This is a genomic window from Citrobacter sp. RHBSTW-00017 (genome assembly GCF_013797615.1).
In the GTDB taxonomy this organism is placed as follows: domain Bacteria; phylum Pseudomonadota; class Gammaproteobacteria; order Enterobacterales; family Enterobacteriaceae; genus Citrobacter; species Citrobacter braakii.
In genome coordinates, this window is record NZ_CP056899.1 from 4,302,223 (window position 1) to 4,324,570 (window position 22,348).

General features: G+C 49.7%; 22 protein-coding genes and 1 tRNA gene. 9 read left to right on the forward strand and 14 right to left on the reverse strand.

The features are described 5' to 3' along the window. Positions 1-56: 56 nt before the first annotated feature. The 3 genes from pdxY to HV037_RS20770 all read right to left on the reverse strand — a co-directional run bounded on the left by pdxY (position 57) and on the right by HV037_RS20770 (position 3,750). Positions 57-914: a pyridoxal kinase PdxY gene (gene pdxY / locus HV037_RS20760; RefSeq protein ID WP_016151549.1), complete on the reverse strand. Its 858-nt coding sequence runs from the start codon at positions 912-914 to the stop codon at positions 57-59. An 11-nt stretch (positions 915-925) separates the two neighbouring features. After that, positions 926-2,191, reverse strand: coding sequence for an aromatic amino acid transporter (locus tag HV037_RS20765; protein WP_016151548.1), 1,266 nt, complete (start codon positions 2,189-2,191; stop codon positions 926-928). 188 nt (positions 2,192-2,379) lie between these two features. Continuing rightward, positions 2,380-3,750, reverse strand: coding sequence for a tyrosine phenol-lyase (locus HV037_RS20770; RefSeq protein WP_016155590.1), 1,371 nt, complete (start codon positions 3,748-3,750; stop codon positions 2,380-2,382). 778 nt (positions 3,751-4,528) lie between these two features. Here HV037_RS20770 and symE point away from each other — a divergent pair. Beyond that, positions 4,529-4,891 carry an endoribonuclease SymE gene (gene symE / locus HV037_RS20775; RefSeq protein ID WP_016155589.1) on the forward strand — a complete coding sequence of 121 codons (363 nt, stop codon included), beginning with the start codon at positions 4,529-4,531 and terminating at the stop codon, positions 4,889-4,891. A 57-nt stretch (positions 4,892-4,948) separates the two neighbouring features. Here symE and tssD read toward each other — a convergent pair whose 3' ends face one another. The 3 genes from tssD to HV037_RS20790 are packed head-to-tail and all read right to left on the reverse strand — an operon-like array spanning position 4,949 to position 6,222. Then, positions 4,949-5,434, reverse strand: a complete 486-nt coding sequence (gene tssD, locus HV037_RS20780) for a type VI secretion system tube protein TssD (RefSeq protein WP_016151545.1) — start codon at positions 5,432-5,434, stop codon at positions 4,949-4,951. 18 nt (positions 5,435-5,452) lie between these two features. Next, positions 5,453-5,779, reverse strand: coding sequence for a DUF1493 family protein (locus tag HV037_RS20785; protein ID WP_016155588.1), 327 nt, complete (start codon positions 5,777-5,779; stop codon positions 5,453-5,455). Next, the gene (locus HV037_RS20790) at positions 5,773-6,222 is read right to left on the reverse strand and encodes an STM2901 family protein (protein ID WP_003830103.1); all 450 of its coding nucleotides are present in this window, start codon (positions 6,220-6,222) and stop codon (positions 5,773-5,775) included. The genes HV037_RS20785 and HV037_RS20790 overlap by 7 nt, the downstream gene beginning before the upstream one ends. A gap of 258 nt (positions 6,223-6,480) precedes the next feature. Here HV037_RS20790 and HV037_RS20795 point away from each other — a divergent pair, with 258 nt between their 5' ends. After that, complete coding sequence (locus tag HV037_RS20795; RefSeq protein WP_103283443.1) at positions 6,481-7,353, forward strand: phosphorothioated DNA-binding restriction endonuclease; 873 nt, start codon at positions 6,481-6,483, stop codon at positions 7,351-7,353. Between the two features lie 569 nt (positions 7,354-7,922). Here HV037_RS20795 and HV037_RS20800 read toward each other — a convergent pair. Genes HV037_RS20800 through HV037_RS20820 form a run of 5 tightly spaced genes read right to left on the reverse strand, consistent with a single transcriptional unit; the run spans position 7,923 to position 11,626 of the window. Beyond that, positions 7,923-10,256, reverse strand: coding sequence for a primase-helicase zinc-binding domain-containing protein (locus HV037_RS20800; RefSeq protein WP_103283442.1), 2,334 nt, complete (start codon positions 10,254-10,256; stop codon positions 7,923-7,925). 14 nt (positions 10,257-10,270) lie between these two features. Beyond that, the gene (locus tag HV037_RS20805; RefSeq protein WP_103283441.1) at positions 10,271-10,591 is read right to left on the reverse strand and encodes a DUF5375 domain-containing protein; all 321 of its coding nucleotides are present in this window, start codon (positions 10,589-10,591) and stop codon (positions 10,271-10,273) included. After that, positions 10,588-10,815 carry a hypothetical protein gene (locus HV037_RS20810; RefSeq protein WP_001216599.1) on the reverse strand — a complete coding sequence of 76 codons (228 nt, stop codon included), beginning with the start codon at positions 10,813-10,815 and terminating at the stop codon, positions 10,588-10,590. Before HV037_RS20810 ends, HV037_RS20805 begins: the two co-directional genes overlap by 4 nt. Further along, positions 10,812-11,363 (reverse strand): host cell division inhibitor Icd-like protein, encoded by a 552-nt coding sequence (locus HV037_RS20815; protein ID WP_181624246.1) that lies wholly within the window; start codon positions 11,361-11,363, stop codon positions 10,812-10,814. The genes HV037_RS20810 and HV037_RS20815 overlap by 4 nt, the downstream gene beginning before the upstream one ends. Beyond that, a complete protein-coding gene (locus HV037_RS20820) occupies positions 11,360-11,626 on the reverse strand; it encodes an AlpA family transcriptional regulator (protein ID WP_181022907.1) in 267 nt (88 codons plus the stop codon). The genes HV037_RS20815 and HV037_RS20820 overlap by 4 nt, the downstream gene beginning before the upstream one ends. A gap of 539 nt (positions 11,627-12,165) precedes the next feature. Here HV037_RS20820 and HV037_RS20825 point away from each other — a divergent pair. The 4 genes from HV037_RS20825 to HV037_RS20840 all read left to right on the forward strand — a co-directional run bounded on the left by HV037_RS20825 (position 12,166) and on the right by HV037_RS20840 (position 16,830). After that, entirely contained in the window at positions 12,166-12,909 is a 744-nt protein-coding gene (locus HV037_RS20825; RefSeq protein ID WP_181022908.1) for a capsid protein, read from the forward strand. 3 nt (positions 12,910-12,912) lie between these two features. Continuing rightward, complete coding sequence (locus HV037_RS20830; RefSeq protein ID WP_000468230.1) at positions 12,913-13,152, forward strand: ogr/Delta-like zinc finger family protein; 240 nt, start codon at positions 12,913-12,915, stop codon at positions 13,150-13,152. A gap of 15 nt (positions 13,153-13,167) precedes the next feature. Then, on the forward strand, positions 13,168-13,734 hold the full coding sequence (locus HV037_RS20835) for a phage polarity suppression protein (protein WP_103283438.1): 567 nt from the start codon (positions 13,168-13,170) through the stop codon (positions 13,732-13,734). A gap of 342 nt (positions 13,735-14,076) precedes the next feature. Beyond that, positions 14,077-16,830 carry a TrlF family AAA-like ATPase gene (locus HV037_RS20840; protein WP_103283436.1) on the forward strand — a complete coding sequence of 918 codons (2,754 nt, stop codon included), beginning with the start codon at positions 14,077-14,079 and terminating at the stop codon, positions 16,828-16,830. Between the two features lie 46 nt (positions 16,831-16,876). On the opposite strand, the gene HV037_RS20845 is transcribed toward HV037_RS20840, so the two are convergent. Beyond that, positions 16,877-18,148 carry an integrase arm-type DNA-binding domain-containing protein gene (locus tag HV037_RS20845; protein WP_103283435.1) on the reverse strand — a complete coding sequence of 424 codons (1,272 nt, stop codon included), beginning with the start codon at positions 18,146-18,148 and terminating at the stop codon, positions 16,877-16,879. A 163-nt stretch (positions 18,149-18,311) separates the two neighbouring features. Then, positions 18,312-18,396: transfer RNA gene (locus tag HV037_RS20850), tRNA-Leu, on the reverse strand. A gap of 220 nt (positions 18,397-18,616) precedes the next feature. On the opposite strand from HV037_RS20850, the gene HV037_RS20855 reads away from it, so the two are divergent. Then, positions 18,617-19,636: an NAD(P)-dependent alcohol dehydrogenase gene (locus HV037_RS20855; protein ID WP_103283431.1), complete on the forward strand. Its 1,020-nt coding sequence runs from the start codon at positions 18,617-18,619 to the stop codon at positions 19,634-19,636. A 30-nt stretch (positions 19,637-19,666) separates the two neighbouring features. On the opposite strand, the gene idnK is transcribed toward HV037_RS20855, so the two are convergent. Continuing rightward, positions 19,667-20,188 (reverse strand): gluconokinase, encoded by a 522-nt coding sequence (idnK, locus tag HV037_RS20860; protein WP_049268591.1) that lies wholly within the window; start codon positions 20,186-20,188, stop codon positions 19,667-19,669. A 217-nt stretch (positions 20,189-20,405) separates the two neighbouring features. Here idnK and idnD point away from each other — a divergent pair, with 217 nt between their 5' ends. Further along, the gene (gene idnD, locus HV037_RS20865; protein WP_049268592.1) at positions 20,406-21,449 is read left to right on the forward strand and encodes an L-idonate 5-dehydrogenase; all 1,044 of its coding nucleotides are present in this window, start codon (positions 20,406-20,408) and stop codon (positions 21,447-21,449) included. Between the two features lie 11 nt (positions 21,450-21,460). Beyond that, the gene (gene idnO, locus HV037_RS20870) at positions 21,461-22,225 is read left to right on the forward strand and encodes a gluconate 5-dehydrogenase (protein ID WP_016151510.1); all 765 of its coding nucleotides are present in this window, start codon (positions 21,461-21,463) and stop codon (positions 22,223-22,225) included. Positions 22,226-22,348 lie beyond the last annotated feature (123 nt).

Sequence of the window (22,348 nt, forward strand, 5' to 3'; positions counted from 1 at the left end):
GATCAGCGGATGCTGAAATCGTAGCAGTGTCAGAAACATAGAGCCTCCTTGCGGCGCTACAGCACCGTTGCCTGATAGCGAATTTGCGGCTCCATTATCTGGTGACGCGCGTCTATCAGCCGCAGTTCATACGAGTCGTGCTCTTTCGTCAGCCGCATCACCGCGTCGACGACACTGGTGGTCCGCTCCAGCGCCTGCTTGTCCTCATAACCGTTGAGCAGTGAGGCCAGCATCACACTGCAAATCAGATCCCCAACGCCCACTGGCATTTTGGCAAAGGTATACAGCGGCCGGGCGATGTGTAACGTCTGTTCCGCCGTCACCAGCAGCATTTCAAACGCCTGTTTGTCGCGCGAGCAGTCGCCGAGATGTTTCACCAGCACCTTCTTCACGCCCCACGCCACCAGCTGCTGCGCCGCTTCCACCACCTCGTCAAAACTACGTAGTTGTCTGCCCGTCAGCACGCCCAGCTCATAGAGATTCGGCCCCATCACATCGGCCAGTTGAATGGCGTCATCGACAAAAAAAGACTCCACGCCCTGCGCGACGATGCAGCCTTTTTGCGGGTCGCCCATCACCGGATCACAAAAATAGAGCGCCTGGGGATTACGCTGGCGAATGGTGGTGACCGCGAGCTTCACCTCTTCACAATGGCGTTTGTCCCCGAGATACCCGGACAGCACGGCATCGCATTGCGCCAGTTTTTGCAGATCATCCAGCCCGCTGATGATGGCGCTCAGCTCGCCGTGCGGCATCGCCATGCCCTGCCACATCCCGTACTGGGTGTGGTTGGAAAACTGTACGGTGTAAAACGGCCAGACATCGATCCCCGAGAGCTGCATCGGCAACACGGCGGCTTTATTTCCGGCATAGCCATAAACGACTGACGACTGAACAGACAACACGTTTTTCATTTTGACTCCGTCTAGCGAAACGTTGGCAGCAGACCAAATACGTCCAGAACAACCGTCAGATAGACAACCGCCCCACAGACAATGACCAGATTGAGCACGGTGTTATTACACGGCGCGGTATAGCTGGCGGTCGGAAAACGTTTCCGCGCCGCTTTCACCAGGAACGGCGGCAGGATCACGCTCCAGATGGTAAAGGCCAGACCGGCGTAACCAATGGCGTGGACAAACCCGTTCGGGAAGAAGAAGCACACGGCGGCTGGCGGGAAGTAGGTCACCAGCGCGGTTTTCAGGCGACCCATGCCGTCATCCGGGAAGTGAAACAGGTCGGCGATGTAATCGAACAGGCCAAGCGTCGCCGCCAGCAGGGAACTGGCTACCGCAAAGTTGCCGAAGAAGGTCAGGATCAGATCCATATAACGGCTGGTGAACAGCCCGCTGATAGCCTCGACAAACACGTCGATATTGCCGCCTTTGGCGATAATTGGCGGGAATGAGGAACGGCTGATGTTGCCCATCGTGACGCCCAGCCAGAAGATATACAGCAGCAGGGCAAACAGCGTGCCGATGATAATCGAACGCGTAATATTTGAGATCCCGCTCGTGCCATACAGCTTAACCAGGCTCGGCACGTTACCGTGAAAACCAAACGAGATAATGCAGAACGGCAACGTCATCAGGATATACGGCAGGTACTGCGAATTGGGCAGCGCCACCGCCACGCTGTCGACGAGTTTCGCCACTTCGATATGCCCCACCAGGCCAGAGAAGGTGGCAAAGAACGCGATAAACTTACCGATAATCAACACGGTAGTAATACGTCCAACCAACAAGGAGCTGTACCAGGCAATCGCCCCGACCAGCATACTGACGATCACCACCGAGATATTCGCCGGAAAGCGCACGCCGCTGTATTTGAACACGGTTTGCGCCATCACCGCCGACGAACCAGAGATATAGGCATAGGTCAGAATATACAGCACAAAGCCGAAAGCGATACCGACCACAATATTCCACTTTCGGCCTAATAAATCCTGAGTAAAAGTATTAAAACTGGCACCGGCGCCATAATGCAGGTTAACTTCGACCAGCATCAGACCGGTTAATAACATCATGATGGCGATAAACAGAAGAATAACTGACGCACCGGGGAACCATACGCCAGCCATCGCAATCGGCAGGGAAAACATCCCTCCACCCACTACGGTCGCGATAACCAACATGGTTCCGCTAATCAGTCCGGGGGTACTACTCTGTCGCTCAATGGCATTAATATCCATGATAAATGTTCCTGTAGACTATTCGTTATAATTACAGCTGTCATTTGTACATCATGCGGATAATAAAAATGTCGGAGTCAGGGTTTACTTTTGTAGTTATGTCACGGTAACGGGCACCGCAAAGGCTTCCTGTTCATGGAAAAGAAATACAAAAAAGCCCCATCCTGAGATGGGGCCATAATTATTATTTAGATATAGTCAAAGCGTGCAGTAAAGAAACGGAGCTGCTTCGGCTCGTAAATAAACTTCAGCCCGCGAATATCTTCTTTGTGCTGGTAAAGTTTAATAATACCGTCAGCCACTACATCCATATGCGCGTAAGTATAAACGCGGCGTGGAATAGTCAGACGCACGGTTTCCAGTTTCGGCCTGTGGTGTTCACCAGTCACGTTATTACGGCCCGCAGAGATAATTCCGCGCTCCATACTACGTACGCCGGTTTCCACATAGATACTGGCAGCCAGGCTTTGCGCCGGGAACTCGTCCTGCGTCAGATGCTCGCAGAAGCGACGCGCATCAAGGAATACCGCGTGACCGCCCACCGGTTCAACAATCGGTACACCAGCGGCTTTCAGCTTGTCGCCCAGATAGCGAACCTGCTTCACGCGGTGCTCGATGTACTCATACTGCATGGCTTCGCGCAGACCAATCGCCATGGCTTCCATGTCGCGTCCGGCCAGGCCGCCGTAAGATGGCATGCCTTCGTAGACAACGACTAACTCTTTGGCAGAAGAGAACATTTCGTCATCGTTCATGCACAGGAAGCCGCCGATATTCACCAGACAGTCTTTTTTACCACTCATGGTACAACCGTCGGCGTAGCTGAACATCTCATGCACGATCTCTGCGATGCTCTTGTTCTCAAAGCCCTGCTCTTGCTCTTTGATAAAGTAGGCGTTTTCTACGCAGCGGGTAGCGTCGTAGAACACTTTAATGCCGTGTGCTGCAGTCAGTTCACGCACCGCGCGCATGTTAGCCATGGAGACCGGCTGCCCGCCTGCGAGGTTAACCGTGACTGCCAGGCAAATATAGGCAATATTCTCGGCGCCTTTTTCATCAATCAGTTTTTGTAATTTTTTAAGATCGATATCACCTTTAAAAGCAATATTCAGACCGGCATCGTGCGCTTCGTCACGAACGATATCGACAAACACCGCACCATTTTTTTCCTGGTGATAACGGGTGGTAGTAAAATACATATTCCCGGCAACATATTGCCCCGGTTTAATTGCCAGCTGCGATAACAGGTTTTCTGCGCCGCGCCCCTGGTGAGTAGGAACAATATGTTTAAAGCCAAACAGTTCCTGCACGGTTCTTTCCAGATGATAGAAGTTTTCGCTGCCCGCGTAGGCTTCATCACCCATCATCATTCCGGCCCACTGCTTGTCGCTCATTGCGTTAGTGCCACTGTCTGTCAGCAGGTCAATATAAATATCTTTCGAATTTAACAGGAAAGTATTGTATCCCGCTTCCTGCATTTTCTTAAGGCGTTCATCACGCGGGATCATAGATACAGTTTCAACGCTTTTAATACGGAAGGGTTCTGCCGGATAATTCATTTTGTTTCTCCAGTAACAGTGGTCATGTACGTATTAATGTGAAGTAAAGCATACCTGGTTCATCAATAAATTCTGATGAAATATAACTATTCGCCTCCTGAGTCAGGGGGAGAAATAATGTGGAGGCACTATGCAAGATTTAATTGATTATGGAAATAGCCTGGTCAACATTAATCACTGGCAATAATTTAAAAAGCTGTAAATGTAGGTGATGCAAATCACACGTCGTTTTTTTACCCGTTCATATTCAACAAGTTTTTTTTTGCGTGTTGATTTGCCATTTGCGATGGTGCCCCCGTGGAGAGGGGAAATACTGAAAACTTAACTTTCCAGGCTGTGCTCATACTGTATTGCTGAATGAGTACACCCCATTTTGTGAGAGTCGGATCACTTCACGGGTTTATATTTGTGATTCACATCACTAAAAGTGTAAAGCAAAGTGTACAAAACGGCGTTGTTTCAGAGTTTGCTATTTGCTTCAGTGAGTTAGATCGCATTTTTGGCCTGATACAGATGGGCGTTATTTTCTGGAAATGGCAGGTATCAGGAGGATGGGACAGGAATGAATTTATACGATGAATAATACTATTTTTATTGGGATAGAGAGGATTTCTATTTATTCCGAAAGCGTGCTAATCGCGCTTATTTCATGTTATTTACATCTGGACTTCCCGCCAATTACTGGGGTAATTTACAGGGGTTTTATTAGCGCGATGCGAAGGTGCGCCAACACCTCCGCATCGCTAATCGCAGTAACTATTATCGGAGAATAGTCACCATGACTGATACGCATTGTATTGCAGTTTCATTTGATCCAGAAGTGTACGTCGCAGATAACCGTTGCCTGAAGGTAGGTTATGCGAGCGGTTATCCTGATTACAGCCGTTTGCCGGTGAAGTATGTCCAGTTTCCGTCCATCGTGATGAAGGGCCAGTGGCTTAAAGCCGCCGGATTCGACACCGGCACCCGCGTCGATGTGCGCGTCATGCAAGGCTGCATTGTGTTAACCGCCCGCACGCCCGAACCCGAAGAGTCAGAACTGATGAAATCCCTGCGCGCCGTGGAAAAGCTCTCCGCGCGTAAGCAAAAGCAGGTGCTGGAGTTTATCGGGGTGATTGCGGGGAAAGGGTCGAAGGGGTAACGGTCTTGCTAAAGGCGCCTGTGGGCGCCTTTATTAGGATGTATTGCGTCATCTTTGTTATGCCGTAGTACGTTCGTTCCAGGCGTCGGTATATTGAATATTGCCATCTACAATACACCAGGTGATTTTTTCATAGCGCAGTTGTACGCTTTCCAAATGCCCGGTTCCCGTTACCGTACGTGTGTCATGCACGATTGGTGTCACTGATACAACTTTTACACCTTCAAGCAGGGTATTAAAATATTCCACTTCCTGGCCTGCGTCGTTTATGTGATAGAACTTAAGTTCCGCACTTTGAAGTGTCTGACCTGTCGCAACTGCTTTGTAAAGGTATGGGCTGGAGGAATCGATCTCTTTGTCAAAAAGAAATGGGCCATGTTGGCGTGTGCCGGTTAGCTTCCCGGTAGCACCATCTGTTGGAATGCTAAGGTTATGTGTTAAACCACGTAACTCAATACTGCCTTCACGTCCCTGGACATCCGAGCCTCCACGAATCATCGCGCCACCATCGTCTTTTAAAAATAAATGAACGGGTACAGCCATTTTCAACCCTCCTTGTAATCAATCATATAACCAGCGGCCTGCTCTGGCTGATTCTGCGAACATACGCACAGTAAGCGGTTTTGACACTTGCTTGATGGGTTCTTTGGTAAACCATTTTCGATAGACCGATTCTCTTTCCCACGGGTAATAGGCCTCGAAATCAATCACAGAAACATCAACGTTATATTTCTCTCCAAAATCATCAATGGCATACGGTAATTCATCCCATTCAGCGTAACCTTGCAGCGGCGTATCAAGTTCAATCGGGATAGGCTTGAAAGTAAACGTTACCGCGAGAGATAACTCTCCCCGAAAAAATTCTAATACCTCGTTATCCGTCACCATACGCGATCTTCCTCTCTGGCAATGGTGTTGTAGGTATTCACCGTTTTATAGACAATTTGGGCGACATCACTTGCGAGTAATGCCCAACCAATCACAGGAATTGTTCGTCCAACGAATGCCCCCAGATTGTTAGTCATCATTGGTTTTAAATATTTGATGCTGGCATTGGTGATGGTAGGAAGCCTGACGGACAATGTTACGTTAAGAAACTCACGAGAATATTTGGAGGCAATTGATGTGCCTTGTGTTGCCCCATATGGTTTACCCCGTGTTTTCAGCAATGGTAACCCAAGAATGATACATGACATTGTTACCACATCTTTAATTCCCCCAAATTGTTCATCAATTTTGTCGAGAAAAATCCAGAAAAATAGCTCACCTGCAGAAATGTTACAGACCCCTTTATAAAAGTATGTTCCGTTGAGTTCCTCTACTGTGTCCATCAGAGATCCTTCGATATGCAATAATTTGCATACTTATCGTACTCCTGCGTACCCTGGTGGGGGAACGGTAACTGCCGTGGCGTATGTGTTTTTCAGAAAACATAAAAGTGATGTCGTTGATGTCAGACAACATGCCACGCATAGTGCTTTATCAAATTGATACCAATAAGTGACGTCGATAGCGCATCAACCCGTCTTTGCTTGATCAGGTGATATTTTGCGAGCATCATCGCAATTATTTACCTGATAATGAAATAAATGACTTCCAGTAAAACCCTGCAGCAGGCAATTGCCGACATCACCATCTGGCGTAAAGGCGAGCAGCGTGCGCCGCACAAACCTTTGCTGCTGCTTCATGTGCTGGCGGGTTATCAGCAGGGTCACGGTCGCCTGTTTGACTACGGTTCGGAAGTTCGCGACCCATTGCATAGCCTGCTGGAACGATTTGGACCACAGCGCGCACAGTACCGCCCGGATATGCCCTTCTGGCGCTTACAGGGCGATGGGTTCTGGGAGCTACAAAACGCCGAGCAGTGCTCAACATCCGGCAGCAGTAAACAGCCCCCTGCCGGAGAACTGGTGACGCATAACGTTGCCGGAGGCTTTGATGAACAACATTTTACTCTGCTGAAAAAGAACAAGAACCTCATCAACGCCCTGGCCCAGCAAATCCTCGAAGCGCACTTCACCGAAAGCATTCAGGAAGAAATCGCGGATGAACTGGGGTTTGATATCCTGCAAATCCGCAAACAGCGGGACCCGTTGTTCCGCCAGCAGGTTCTGCGTGCTTATAACTATGAATGCGCCATTTGTGGCTTCAATATGCGCCACGACAGCACTTCAGTTGCGCTTGAAGCGGCGCATATCAAATGGAAACAGCATGGTGGCCCGTGCGAGATTTCAAACGGACTGGCGCTGTGTGCAATCCACCATAAAGCTTTTGATAAAGGTTCGATTGGGCTGGATGAGAGTATGCGAGTTCAGGTGTCACCCGCAGTGAATGGCAGCGGCATGGTGGGCAGACTGTTCTGGGATTTCGACGGTAAATCGATAGCGCTGCCGATGATGCGCGAGAATTATCCAAAAGAAGGGTTTGTAGAGTGGCACAGGAAGGAGGTGTTTAGAGGGTGAGGGTGAGGGTGAGGGTGAGGGTGAGTGCGAAGGCCGGACTCAAAACACAATGTAATAAACTGAAAACAAAGAAAATAAAAAAGAACACATGTTTATGTGCCCCCTTTTGTGCCCCCATGGTTTTTTAAGCCCCTTAAGTTCACAACTGATTGGTATTCAAAAGGAAATTGATATTTTCCCCATCGGTTAGGTTCCGATATACGGATCCTAACCGGGGTAATATTGAACATCAGTAAAATTCTTTTTTTCCATATAACTGTTCACACTGTTCACCTTTTCATTTTTCTTTTTAATATCATAACGATAAGTGGTGAATGGTTGGTGAAGAGTGAACAGTCGACTCTTCACCTTTGTGATTTGTGCTCGTTCTGGAACCGTCCGCTCAGGCGATGTGAGGGGTGATAAAAAGTTTTTTCAGGTTTTACTGTTCACACTGTTCACCTCTGGTTTTTTATCAATAATTTCATGGTGATACAGGGTGAATATACGGTGAAGGGTGAACAGTGGATTGTTCACCCTGTGGCAATGAGCAGAAAGGAAAAGACCGGCTGTTGCCGGTCTGAGGTAGGTTATATCGCTGTGGGTTCGTCGCACTTAGGCAGCCAGTCGCCGTAGCTTTCCTCTTTCAGCGACAGGTTAGTCTGTATCCCCTGCTTGGTGTGCCGCTTCTCATAATTCAGGCCGTACTCTTTCAGCATCATGGGCAGCCCCAGCCCGAACATTTTCAGGCTGAGCACGTTTCTGTATCCGTTGGCCTCCATATAGGCCAGATACGCATGATAGAGATATTTACGATAATTACGCGGGATGATGCTGGCATTCCCCATAAACATCCCGTTGGTCTGCGGGAGCATTTCCAGATAGCCGCAAAAATCAAACGTCGGGTCAGCATCGCGCTTGATGCTGAGTGCCTCGTCGGAGTTCTGCTGCGACTGGAGCAGTGCGCGTGCAGTCATCGGGTCGCTGAATTTCTGCATAAGCTGGCGCACAATCACGGCCAGCTCGCGCGCAATTTTATCCCTGAGCTGCGGGTCGCGTTCCTCCGGCGCAATCTGCTCCGGGAAGTGGATAATCACCCGGCGGCGCGACACACCGCCGCTGCGGTCGGTGAAGCGCATGGGGTTGTTGTTCACGGCCAGAATCACCGCCGGAATATGTGTTGAGTACGGGTTCTGGTATTTCGGGTCAACTGAGACCGCATCGCCGCCGGTGATGGCCTTAAGTCCTGCGCCGTCACCGCTCCATTTTTCCTGGTCTGGCAGACGGATAAGCGAGAAGCCAATCAGGGAGGCACGCTTGCGCGGGTCTTCCAGTGTGTCGATATCGGCTGACGTGGCGTTATCTTCCCCGGCGAGCAGGGTCGCGATTTCGGCCAGAATACTTTTGCCGCTCCCGCCGGGACCGGTGACTTCGAGAAAGAGCTGCCAGTCGTAACGGTTCGCCAGTACCATAAACAGCGCAGCGAGTATCACGTCGCGCTTTTGTGGATTTTTACCGGCCGCCCGGTCGAGCCAGCGCCAGAAGTTCGGCGCGTGGGTTTCCAGCATTTCGCCTTCCACCGGCGGGGTAAAATCCACATCACACAGCGTGCGCAGCCAGTGCGATTTGTGGTGCGGGCTGAATACGCCGCTTTGGGTATCGAGTACCCCGTTGCGAAAACCAATCAGACGGCGCGCCGGTGTATCCTGCTGCGGAATAATCAGTTTCAGGGTCTCCACCACCGAGGCAATTTTCCCGGATGAGAACGGGGCGCGTAAGCGCTGGAATAAATCAGCCACATTCCGTGAAAAAGTGGCGGCAGGGATATTTTTCCAGATGCCGTTTTCATAGCGGGACAGGAGCTGGCCGTTTGCATCCACCGCCAGCGCTTCGCCGTAATGCTCATGCACCCGCAAAGCCTTGTCGCTGGCGCTCATGGCGGTAAATTCCGCCTCACTCATGGTATCAAACGGACTTTGTGCCGGAGGCCGGATAGCGTCATAAATGGCTTTGCGCGTGGCTTCCTCGCCGTACTGTATAAACGCATCATTCCAGTCACCGAACACCGGCGGCAGGGCAACAATGCCCTCACAGGCATCTGCGGCCGCAGCGGCTTTACTCTGGCCGTCGCCGTTAAGGTCACGGTCGGCGGCGAGGACAATCTGACAGGCCGGGGACTTCTGACGGGTAAGGCTCGCCAGAGAAAGGAGGTTCACGGAGGACAGCGCCACCATGACGGTTTCCCCGGTCAGGTGATGCACGGTGAGCGCGGTCGCATAACCTTCCGCAATCCACAGGCGTTTTCCGGCCTGTTTTTTCCCTTCGATGATATGACACGCCCCTTTGACCTGACCGCCTTTCAGGGTGCGTTTGAGACCATCAGCATTGATAAACTGAAGGTTAACCAGTGCGCCGGTATCGTCATACAGCGGGACAACCACATCCCCGGCGCGGAACGTCACGCCGCCGGTTTTATGCATGGCGGTGAGCGTCAGACATTCCAGAGCGGGGAAACCCTTGCGGGTGAGGTAGGCGTTGCCGGTGGCTGGTCGGGTTTTCTCCATGAGCCTGACGGCCAGCGCGGCCGCCGCTTTGCGGTCGGCCACAGTTTCGGCCTCTGCGGCCGCAATCACTTCCGGGGCAACCGGCGACAGATTGCCGGTCACGGCGTTCACCTTCCCGGCAGCTTCTGACGGGGTCACGCCAAACACTTTCTCTACCAGCTTAAGCCCGTCACCTGCGCCACACTGATTGCAGAACCACGTCCCGCGCCCTTCTTTATCGTCAAAGCGGAAACGGTCAGAGCCACCGCACACCGGGCAGGACTGATGGCGGTTTTTAATCACCTTCACACCCAGCGCAGGGAGAATGCGCGGCCAGTGGCCGCACGCCTGTTTTGCCGTTTCTGTTACGTTCATTTTCATGGTTGTTTTCTCCCTCAGTGCAGTACCGGTGCGGTGATATGACGGGCGCAAAGCTCATCCATCACGGCCAGCCCGAGAAAGGACAGCGACGGCGCGGATTTGAGTGGTCCGGCTTCCATTAAATCTTCCAGTAGTGCACAGGCTATCTGGCGGCCTTTTTCTTCGCCGTGCTGGCGCAGGTAGAAGCCCTCCAGCTCGGCGGCAATGGCGCTTTCCAGCGCGTCGAGGGTGAGGTGCGGGTAGCGGTGCTGGCGTTCGCACAGGGTCAGCCATGCACAGGCCACGGCGCGACGATACAGCGCGGCGCGTAATACGGGCGGTAATGGCTTTTTCATACGTTACCCTCCCCGGTCAGCCACTGCTGATTGCAGCGTTCGACCACGCCGTCGAGCTGGGCGGTCATGAGGTAAATCACGGAGGTGAGCTGTAACTGCTGCGCAGGGTCACGACGAACGGTGGCGCAGTCCTGCACCTGCATCAGGTCGCCGACGAGCTGGCCGACGTTGCGCATATGCTCCAGACATTCGAGGTCACGGGCAGTAATGGTGGTGTGTCTCATGCGCGCACCTCCGCAACCGGCAGACGGCCAGCGAACGAGAGGATGTAATCACGAACGAGGGAACGACGTGCAGCGTGTTCATCACCGGCAACGGTGCGGAGCATACAGATACGGGGTTTACGGTCTGCGCGACGAACAGCGGCAAACACAAAGACAAACTGCGGGTGTGACGGGGTGAGGGTCGTAGCCATAAGGGCAACCTCCTTGAAGTAGCGGTTATTGCCACCATCGGAGCTGCAAATCTCATGGGTGGTAGCCCGGACGGGGTTTGCAGTACCGGCCTTCAAGGAAACCGGCCAGCCCGAAGGCTGCCCCGCCCGGACCACCATTATCTGACAGGAGCCAAGGTGTAAGCACCACAGCCCGAAAAATAGGTGTGCCTGAGCAACGACATAAAAAAACACGCTCGGCGCGTGTTGTGTCGCCTTGAAGTTACACGGGCTGCAAATCCCGGCTGCCGATTTTGCGACAGCGGGAAAACTATACCTGGAAACGGCGAAAAGAAGCAAGCCAGAAAAAGGGGCTGTTTGCTGAACGATCATCATCATGCGTCATAGCCCCGGTTACGTTCGGCAATGCGATCTGCCATCCATGCGGTGATTTCAGACTGCGCCCACGCCACGTTTTTCCCACCGAGGGAGATTTGTTTCGGGAAAGATTCCCGGCTGATGAGGTCGTAAATGGTCGAGCGGGACAGGCCGCACAGATGCATCACTTCGGGCAGACGGATAAAGCGCTCGTGAACGGTATCAGAAACCGGCATCAGCGGCGCGGCAGGGGCAGAAGACGGGGAAGAAAAAGCAGTGTGCATCGGGCTACCTCACAAAGTCCATACAGTGCCGGGCGTGTCCGTCCGGCTTCGGGTAGCTCTCTATTTTGTGAATATTTTCCTTCAGGGCAACAAGTCATTTTGTATTACTCCACCACACAACAGAGCGATTTTTATACAGTGGCAAACAGTGACAATTGTTGACAATCTCTGATAACAAAATGGCAAACCGATAATTACTTTTATTTATATATTTATTATTTTTAATCACTAAAAAGTCTAAGTGGCTGACTGGCTGAAAAAACTGAAGGGTGAACAGTGGTGAACAGACGGTGAACAGTCAGACCTTCAACTGTTCACCCTTTAACTTACTGTATTATTTATCTTTTTATTTAAGGTGAACAGTGGTGAATAGTTATAAGTAAAAAAACAAACGGTGAGTAAGGTTTTCCTGCGACCTTTCTCTGGTCAGCCTGATTTTAAGGTCTGTTTGTGCCAGCACTCTGACAACGGCAATGAATCGTGTTGTTGTACAGGAGGCGTCAGAATCATTTCAGGTTGAACACACGGAGAGCCTGAACATGAAACCCGAACTCATTATCAAAGCCATGCAGACCGTTATCAGTAAACAGGATGAAGGCGCGGAACAACGTATTGCCGGTGTGCTGGCCGCACTTAACGAAGCAAAAGACGCACACACGGCCAGCATGGGTAAACTCAGCGACATTGAGGCTTCCATTCAGCGTTGTGAGCAGGAACGACAGACCGCGCTCAGTGAAAGTGCACAGGCCGAACAGGACTGGCGCAGCCGCTTTCGAACTCTGCGCGGCAACCTCACTCCTGAACTGAAAGCTGAACACAGTAAACGTATCGCCAGCCGCGAACTGGCTGATGAGTTCACCGGTCTGATTACCGAGCTGGAGAAAGACAAAGGCCTCGCCATGCTCGACGCATGCTCCTCCGGTACGGCTTATATCAGCGCCCATGAAAAAGCGTTCACCACTTACGCCAACAGCGAGTGGAAGAAGGCGTTAGCCGGTATCAGCCCCGCACTGTTGCGTGCCTTTCTGTTGCGTATACGGTCGCTGGAAATGAGCGGAGAAACCTCGCCGCGTGCGACCGTCACCCACGAGCTGGGTGATGCCCTGAATCTACAGTCATCCCTGTATCATTTTGATATGGAGCAGGAGCCGGTCCTGTCCGTAACGGGCATGAATCGCCCGGTCATAACCGGGGTTGATATGGCGCTGTTAAGAAGCCCGGCCAGACGGATGAAGCTTGCCGCTGAACTGGCCACAAAAGACCACGAACAGGCAGAGGGCTGAATTATGTTTCACTGTCCGTTCTGCAAAAAGACCGCGCACGTTCGTACCAGCCGTTATCTGTCGGAAAACGTCAAACAGCGTTATCACCAGTGTACCAATATTGAATGTTCGGCCACTTTCCGCACCATCGAGTCGGTTGACGGTGTGATACGTGCCGCACCGGAGAAACCCGACCCCGCCCCGGTGACGCCACCGCCGCCGCGTAAAGTACAGGGCTGTTACAGTTCGCCGTTCCGGCATTAATCAGGAGAGAGACACGTGACCACTGTGACATTGCAGCAGGCCTTTGAGGCCTGTCAGACGAACAAAAACACCTGGCTGAAATGTAAAGCCGAACTGGCCGACCTTGAACTTGAATACCGTGAACAGCTCCTTGCCGGTGACGAACAAATCCCGCGCAGAATGCAGGATTTACGCGACAATATCGACGTGAAAAAATGGGAGATTAATCAGGCCGCCGGTCGCTATATCCGCTCACATGAGGAAGTGCAGCACATCAGCATCCGCAACCGGCTCCATGACTTTATGCAGCAGCACGGCGCGGATCTGGCCGCCACGCTGGCGCCTGAGCTGATGGGATATCACGAACAAATTCCCACAGTAAAACAGAGCGCCATGCAGCACTCGGTTGATTATCTGCGTGAAGCCCTGTCGGTGTGGCTGGCCGCAGGTGAAAAAATTAATTATTCCGCGCAGGACAGCGACATTTTAACGGCTATCGGATTCAGGCCTGATGCGGCTTCGCGGGATGATAATCGCCAGAAATTCACCCCGGCACAGAACCTGATTTACACCCGCCGACGTGCAGAACTGGCCGCACGGTAGCACGCGAAAAAATCACCGAAAATTCTGTTATTTTTCCCGAAAAAAGCCATGCATCCATAAGGTGCATGGTTTTGCATGCAAATCCCCGTATTTTTTATCCCACGCAACACCAGTACCGGCGCGGCCTGAGGCCGTTCATGCACCTGCATTAAAAGCGACCTCTTAAGCGGGCAGGCGTGGCGGGGAGAGCATTGCGCGCACGTGCGTATTACTTTTTTTTTCTATATTTTTGGTAGGAAGCATTAAGTGGTAGATAGGAGTAGAGTAGATAACAAGTGAACCCTCAGGGTACCTACTCAAATAAAATAAATACTATCAACGGGTTAAGAAAAGGAGTTTTCTATGCAGCAAATAGGTTCAAAATGGTGGAAATTTGACTTCCACACACACACTCCTGCGTCAATGGACTACGGTAAAGCTGATCACCAAATAAAACAAACCATGACCCCGAGGGGGTGGTTATTGGATTACATTAGCCATGGTATTGAATGTATAGCTGTCACTGATCATAATTCAGGAGCATGGATTGATCTTTTAAAATTAGAGGCAGAGAAATTAAGAGATGAAGGGAATTCAATATATATATTTCCCAGCATAGAAATCACTGCTCATGGCAACATACATATATTAGGCATTTTTGACCCAGAGAAAACATCAAGCCATATATCACAACTCATCGGTGCCATTAATTATACTGGTACAGAAGGAGACAGTGATGCAGTAACTGAAAGTAGCCCGCAGCAAGTTATAGACATAATAATTGATCGTGGCGGCGTAGCTATTCCAGCACATATTGATAAAGCTAGTGGTCTTTGCACAGTTCATTCATCGGGAGCAACATTAAAGCAAATTTTAACAAATGCATCTGCTGTTGAAGTAATTAGAACTCATGATGAATATGAAACTATTCAACCTGGTTCGAGCCCGCTACAAGGATATGTTTCACTGAATACTAGCCTTTCAGAAATACTTGGCTCTGACTCTCATCACCCAAACACAGTTGGTAGAGCATTTACTTGGATAAAAATGGGGACGCCTTCCATTGAAGGATTAAAACTCGCCTTATTTGATGGTATCGACTCTTTAAAAAGATCTGATCAATTCCCTGACTCACCGAATGTTTTTGCGGAAAACCGAATTATATCAATTAAAGTTAATAAAACTAAGTACTGTGGCCGAAGAAATGAATTTTCAATACAATTTCATCCTTGGTTAAACTGTATCATCGGCGGGAGAGGTAGTGGTAAATCAACAGTTTTAGAGTTTATGAGAACTGCTTTAGGAAGAGAAAATGAGCTTGAACAACTATCTTCCAATAAAGAAATGTACAGCACTTATCAAAAGCTTGCTAAAAAAGCAAAAAACCGAGAGGATGATGGTGTTTTTCTCGATGACAGTAGTATTCAAATAGAATATTTAAAGGGGGGGAATAAATATCGTTTAGATTGGACTTATGCTCGTCAGCAAGTATCCATAAATCGTATAGACGATCAAAATATAATCCCAGAAGAAGGAGATGTAATATCTAGATTCCCTGTAAAAATATTTAGTCAAAAACAAATATATGAAATCTCACGCTCCCCAAATTATCTTTTAAATCTTATTGATGAGTCTAGCATTGTAAATATAAATGACTGGCAATATACTTGGGGAAATGAAGTTAACACACTCTCTCAGCTAAGAAGAGAGGTCAAAGATCTCAGAGCCAATATATCTACCAAGACACACTTAATTGGACAACTAAGTGATGTTAATCAAAAGATAACCTCTATTGAGAGATCTAGCCATGCGAGCATTCTCGCAAACTATCAAAAAACATTAAATCAAGAAAGTACTATTAATGACTTCACTTCAAAAAACATTGAATTCTTTGAAGGTCTAATAGAGCATATTACACAATCAAAGCCTAATTCTTTTAGTGCAATCCCATTACTTTTCAGCAATATAAATGAATTAGAAGTGCAAGGTAAAATCCTTGGTATACAACAAAAAATTGAAGATGCAATTCAAGCTGTTAATAACGTAGTCGAAATAACAACAAAAGAAATTACAGATTTACTTGAGTGGTATAGTTCCTGCTCACTTAAACAAGAGGTTACGGCTCATCAAAGCCAATACTCTGCACTAATGGCCACTTTACAAATCAGCGGTGTTAATAATCCTAATGAATATGATTCTCTGATCACTACGAGAAAGCAACTAACAGAACGATTAGATAAGATAAGTGCTGATGAAAAAACCATTGAGACAAAAAAGGCAGAAACAACAGAAAGTTACAAACGATTAGTAGAACTACGAAAAGAACTTACATCTCGCAGAAGACAGTTCCTCATAGATATAAATAATAACAATACTAACTTCAAAGTTAGTGTGGATTTTTGTGCAGATAAACAATTCCTCGAGAGCAGTTTCAGGAACTCCATTGACAAGAAAGACACAACATTTAGCAATGAAATCTATAATGAGGATGAAAATGGTTTTTTAAATTTATTAAACACTCAAATCAAAGAAATATCAGAGAATATGGATGGAATAATCCAAAAAATACAAAAACTAAAAAATGGTTTTTTTGATAAAAGCTCAAATACTATTCTTGATGTAAAATTAAGCAAACGATTTTTTGATTTTAAAAATGAACTAACAGATGAAGTAATTACATCTCTTATCTGCTGGTTCCCTAGTGATGCAATTACTGTAAAATATAATGATGGAAGAAGATTTAAAGATTTATCACAAGGCTCTGCTGGCCAAAAAGCAGCAACTGTTTTAGCATTCTTGCTCTCATATGGTGATGATCCAATAATTTTAGATCAACCTGAGGATGATTTGGATAATCAATTGGTTTATGAACTTATTGTAAAAAAAATAAAAGAAAGTAAAAATAAAAGACAAATACTCATCATCACTCATAATCCTAACATTGTCGTTAATGGGGATTCTGAACTAGTCATTTCATTAAGTCAGCAATCGGGTACTACGGACTTCCTTTCTCTGGGCGGTCTACAAGAACGTGAAGTAAGAAAAACAATTTGTGACATTATGGAGGGAGGTAAAGACGCATTTAGCCAACGTTATAGAAGAATTATAACAGCTTAATGCATGGCTCCCCTCTTATTTTTAAGAGGGGAGCTGTGGCCAATTCTTATACATTATGTGAGTTTTTATTTTTTGCAAAATCATATGGTGTAATTAGTACATTATTATTCGCATCAAGATAATCAGCCCACCACTGAACCATAAGTCTGCGCTCATCCAAATGCTCTGAAGTATGAATATATGCCGCCCGAACATTATTACGCTCAGAGTGGCTTAACTGACGTTCTATAGCATCATCACTCCACAACCCTGACTCACCCATAGCACCACGCGCCATCGTTCTGAATCCATGCCCGCAAACTTCAGTTTTCGTGTCATAGCCCATCGCACGCAATGCGCTGTTTACCGTGTTTTCACTCATAACCTTAGTTGCGTCATGATCCCCCGGGAACAGCAGCTCTTTATCACCACTAATTTGCTTGAGCTGCTCTAATAAAACCATCGCCTGCCGACTGAGAGGAACAATATGCTCCTCTTTCATTTTCATGCCACGATACGAGTAACGCACGCCCTTAATTTCTTCTCGCTTTGCAGGTATACGCCAAAGAGATTTATCGAAGTCGAACTCATCCCAGCGCGCGAAACGCAACTCACTGGAACGCACAAAAGTTAGTAAGGAAAGCTCAACCGCGATCCGTGTCATTACACGGCCACGATATGCAGCAAGACGTGCAAGAAACTCAGGGAACCGGCTAGAGGATAAAGCGGGGTAATGTCGCGCTTTGGTTGTCGATAGCGCACCGGCCATATCACTGGCTGGATTTGAGTCGATGTAATCGTTCTGTACTGCATAACGCATGATAGCCGTGACACGCTGCTGAAGACGCTGCGCGACGTCATGCTTACCACTTGCATCAACTTTTTTAATCGGGGCTAACAGGTGGCTAGTCTTGAGCTGGCGAATGTCGGACGAACCAATATGAGGGAAGATATAAAGCTCAAGATAGCGAAGAACGCGCGATCGATGGTCTTCACTCCAGCGCTTGTTACTGGCGTGCCATTCACGAGCAATGGTTTCGAAAGTATATGCCCCCGAATTCTCGGCCTGAGCTTCTTTCTGCTCGGCTTTTGGGTCAATGCCCTGCACTAGCAGCTTTTTAGCTTCATCGCGCTTTGCTCTTGCCTGAGCAAGCGTCACAGTAGGCCAAACACCAAAAGCGAGGCGATCCTCTTTTTTGTCTGAGGGGCGTCTGTATTTCATGCGCCAGTATTTAGAACCCTTAGCCGAAATCTCGAGATACAAACCGCCGCCATCGGCCATTTTGTAGGTTTTTTCTTTTGGCTTTGCGGTCTCGACCTGTCTGGCGTTGAGCTTCATTTGGGGGCACATTTCTAATCGAAGTTAAGATGCCCCCAATTATGCCCCCAATGGCATCCGGATTTCAACGGACGACCTCGGACGACTCAGGACGTAAAAATCGCTGCAAGCATTGATTTTTAAGGGATAATTGGACTTTCTCGGATGGTCTTGGAAGTGCTAATGGTGCCGAAGGCCGGACTCGAACCGGCACGTATTTCTACGGTTGATTTTGAATCAACTGCGTCTACCGATTTCGCCACTCCGGCACGGAAGGGATGCGGAAAACGTTGTGGATTATACCTGTCATGCGCCACCATGCAAGCACCAGCGTGTGCCTGACTCGCTAAGTGTTGAAAATTTCAGCATTCCCTTTCTCACCTGCAACCATCGTCACAGTTTGTCCCCTTATTAATCCCCCCTTCTGCGAAGCGTCCCGTTTCCCCATGCTCTACACTTCCAGTTCAACACCACACTGAGGGAAACACGATGTCGATGATAAAAAGCTACGCCGCAAAAGCGGCGGGCAGCGAACTCGAACTCTATGAATATGATGCGGGCGAGCTTAAGCCGGAAGATGTCGAAGTCCAGGTCGATTACTGCGGTATCTGCCATTCCGATTTGTCGATGATCGACAACGAATGGGGGTTCTCTCAGTATCCACTGGTTGCCGGGCATGAGGTGATTGGTCGCGTGGCGGCGCTCGGCAGCGCGGCGCAAGATAAAGGTCTGAAGGTTGGTCAGCGCGTCGGCATTGGCTGGACGGCGCGCAGTTGCGGGCATTGCGATGCCTGTATCAGCGGCAATCAGATTAACTGCCTGGAAGGTTCCGTTCCCACTATTCTCAATCGCGGTGGCTTTGCCGAGAAGCTGCGGGCCGACTGGCAATGGGTGATCCCGCTGCCGGAAAGCATCGATCTGGCGGCGGCGGGTCCCTTGTTGTGCGGCGGTATCACGGTGTTCAAACCGCTGCTGATGCACCATATCACCGCCACCAGCCGCGTTGGGGTGATCGGCATCGGCGGCCTGGGGCATATCGCCATTAAGCTGTTACACGCGATGGGGTGCGAAGTGACCGCGTTCAGCTCCAATCCGGCGAAAGAGCAGGAAGTGCTGGCGATGGGGGCGGATAAGGTGGTTAACAGCCGCGATCCGGATGCGCTAAAAGCGCTGGCGGGCCAGTTCGATCTCATTATTAACACGGTTAACGTCGATCTCGACTGGCAGCCGTATTTTGAAGCGCTGGCCTACGGTGGTAACTTCCATACCGTCGGCGCGGTGCTGAAGCCGCTGCCGGTGCCAGCGTTCACCTTAATTGCTGGCGATCGCAGCATCTCCGGTTCGGCAACCGGTACGCCGTTCGAACTGCGCAAGCTGATGAAGTTTGCCGGGCGCAGCAAGGTGTCGCCCACCACCGAACTGTACCCGATGTCGCGAATTAACGACGCTATCCAGCACGTGCGTGACGGCAAAGCCCGCTACCGCGTGGTGCTGAAAGCCGACTTCTGATGCAAGGCTCAGTCCCGCAAGGGGCTGAGCTTATTGCCCGTTACGAAACGCGATCACCGCCTGGCGGCACTGTTCCGTCACATGCTCGATGTCATGGTTCACGTCGATGCGGGCAATATCATGTTCGTCCTCCTGCGGGCACTCCAGCGCATCGAACTGGCTTTTGAGTAATCCCACCGGCATAAAATGCCCTGCCCGACGCTGCATGCGCGCCAGAATGGTCTCGTAATCGCCGTCCAGCCACAAAAAATGCACATTCGGACTGCCCTGTCTCAATATATCGCGATACTGTTTTTTTAATGACGAGCAGACAATAAACCCGGTCTCATTCTTTTTATATAAACTGTATGAAGCGTCATTTAATCGTGCTAACCACGGTAGTCGGTCTTCATCGGTTAATGGAATACCTTCAGACATTTTATCAATATTTTGGGCCGGATGGAGATCGTCACCATCAATGAATTTAGCCGATAATACTGCAGCAATTTTGCTGCCAATTAAAGATTTACCGCTACCCGAAACGCCCATCAAAATATAACTTTCCCCGGCCATTGAAAAAACTCCAGATTCATATTCCATGGCGCGATACTACGCCTTCCACAATGCAGAATTCACCTTTTTTCGGCGTGGCTGAGCAGATTTACAAGGCGCATCACGTTATGCGTAACATTGTAGTGTAACAATTTTCCAGCGTGATCTTTATCACAAATAATAACAATCAAAACCGTTTAAATGCTGCCGAGGTTACTACCTGACCAGTGAGGCATTTATGCAAGTCAAAACCCAATCCTGCGTTGTCGCGGGTAAGAAAACTGTTGCCATTACCGACCAAAATATTGAATGGAATAATAAAGGAACGCTGGTGCAAATTACCCGCGGCGGAATTTGTGGTTCCGACTTACATTATTATCAGGAAGGAAAAGTCGGTAATTTTACCGTTAAAGCACCGATGATTTTAGGCCATGAAGTTATTGGTAAAGTGGTGCACAGCGACTCAAAAGAATTACATGAAGGTCAGTCGGTGGCTATTAATCCGTCGAAGCCCTGTGGCCACTGTAAATACTGTCTGCTGCACGACGAAAACCAGTGCACGGAAATGCGCTTTTTTGGCAGCGCCATGTATTTTCCCCACGTTGACGGCGGCTTTACCCGATTTAAAACCGTCGATACCGCGCAGTGCATCCCCTACCCCCAGCACGCCGATGAAAAAGTCATGGCCTTTGCCGAACCGCTGGCAGTCGCGATCCACGCCGCGCATGAAGCAGGAGACCTGCAGGGCAAGCGCGTGTTTATCTCCGGCGTGGGGCCTATCGGCTGCCTGATCGTCAGCGCGGTGAAAACGCTCGGCGCAGCAGAAATTGTCTGTGCTGATATCAGCCCGCGCTCGCTGTCGCTGGCCCAGCAGATGGGTGCTGACACGCTGATTAACCCGCAGCAGGACTCGCTCGATGAGTGGAAAAAAGAGAAAGGCTACTTCGACGTCAGCTTCGAAGTCTCTGGTCATCCGTCCTCAATCACCACCTGCCTGGAGGTCACCCGCGCGAAAGGCGTGATGGTGCAGGTCGGCATGGGCGGCGCGGTGCCGGACTTCCCGATGATGATGCTGATCGGCAAAGAGATCGCGCTCAAAGGCTCGTTCCGCTTTACCACCGAGTTCAACACCGCGGTGTCGTGGCTGGCGAATAACGTTATCGATCCACTGCCGTTACTCAGCGCTGAATATCCGTTTACCGAGCTTGAACAGGCGCTGATCTTTGCCGGGGATAAAACCCAGGCGGCGAAAGTCCAGCTCGTTTTTGCTGAAACAAAATAAGGAAGAACATAATGAACGATCTTTTTTCACTGGATGGAAAAAATATTCTGATCACCGGTTCGGCCCAGGGTATTGGTTATTTACTGGCGACCGGGCTGGGTAAATATGGCGCGCAGATTATCGTCAATGATATTACGCCGGAGCGCGCAGAGGCTGCCGTCGCCAAACTGCAACAGGAAGGGATCCGCGCCGTTGCCGCGCCGTTTAATGTTACGCAGAAACAGGACATTGATGCCGCCATCGACCATATCGAAAAAGACATTGGCCCAATCGATGTACTGGTGAATAACGCCGGTATTCAGCGCCGCCATCCGTTTACCGAGTTCCCGGAGCAGGACTGGAACGATGTGATTGCCGTTAACCAGACGGCGGTGTTCCTGGTCTCGCAGGCAGTAACGCGTCGCATGGTGGAACGTCAGGCCGGGAAGGTCATCAACATCTGCTCCATGCAGAGCGAACTGGGCCGCGACACCATCACGCCGTATGCCGCCTCGAAAGGCGCGGTGAAAATGCTCACCCGCGGTATGTGCGTTGAGCTGGCACGCCACAATATCCAGGTCAACGGTATCGCACCGGGCTACTTCAAAACCGAGATGACCAAAGCGCTGGTCGAGGATGAAGCCTTCACCGCCTGGCTGTGCAAACGTACGCCAGCCGCGCGCTGGGGCGATCCGCAGGAGTTGATTGGCGCGGCGGTCTTCCTCTCTTCCAAAGCATCCGATTTTGTTAACGGGCACCTGTTGTTTGTCGATGGCGGCATGCTGGTCGCCGTCTGATGCAACACAACGCAACATCACGCAGCGCCCAGGCGCTGCATTTTTGGCCACCCCTAAATAATTCGAGTTGCGGGACGGCGGCAAGTGAATGAACCCGATGAGCTTACTTGAGTAAGTGATTCG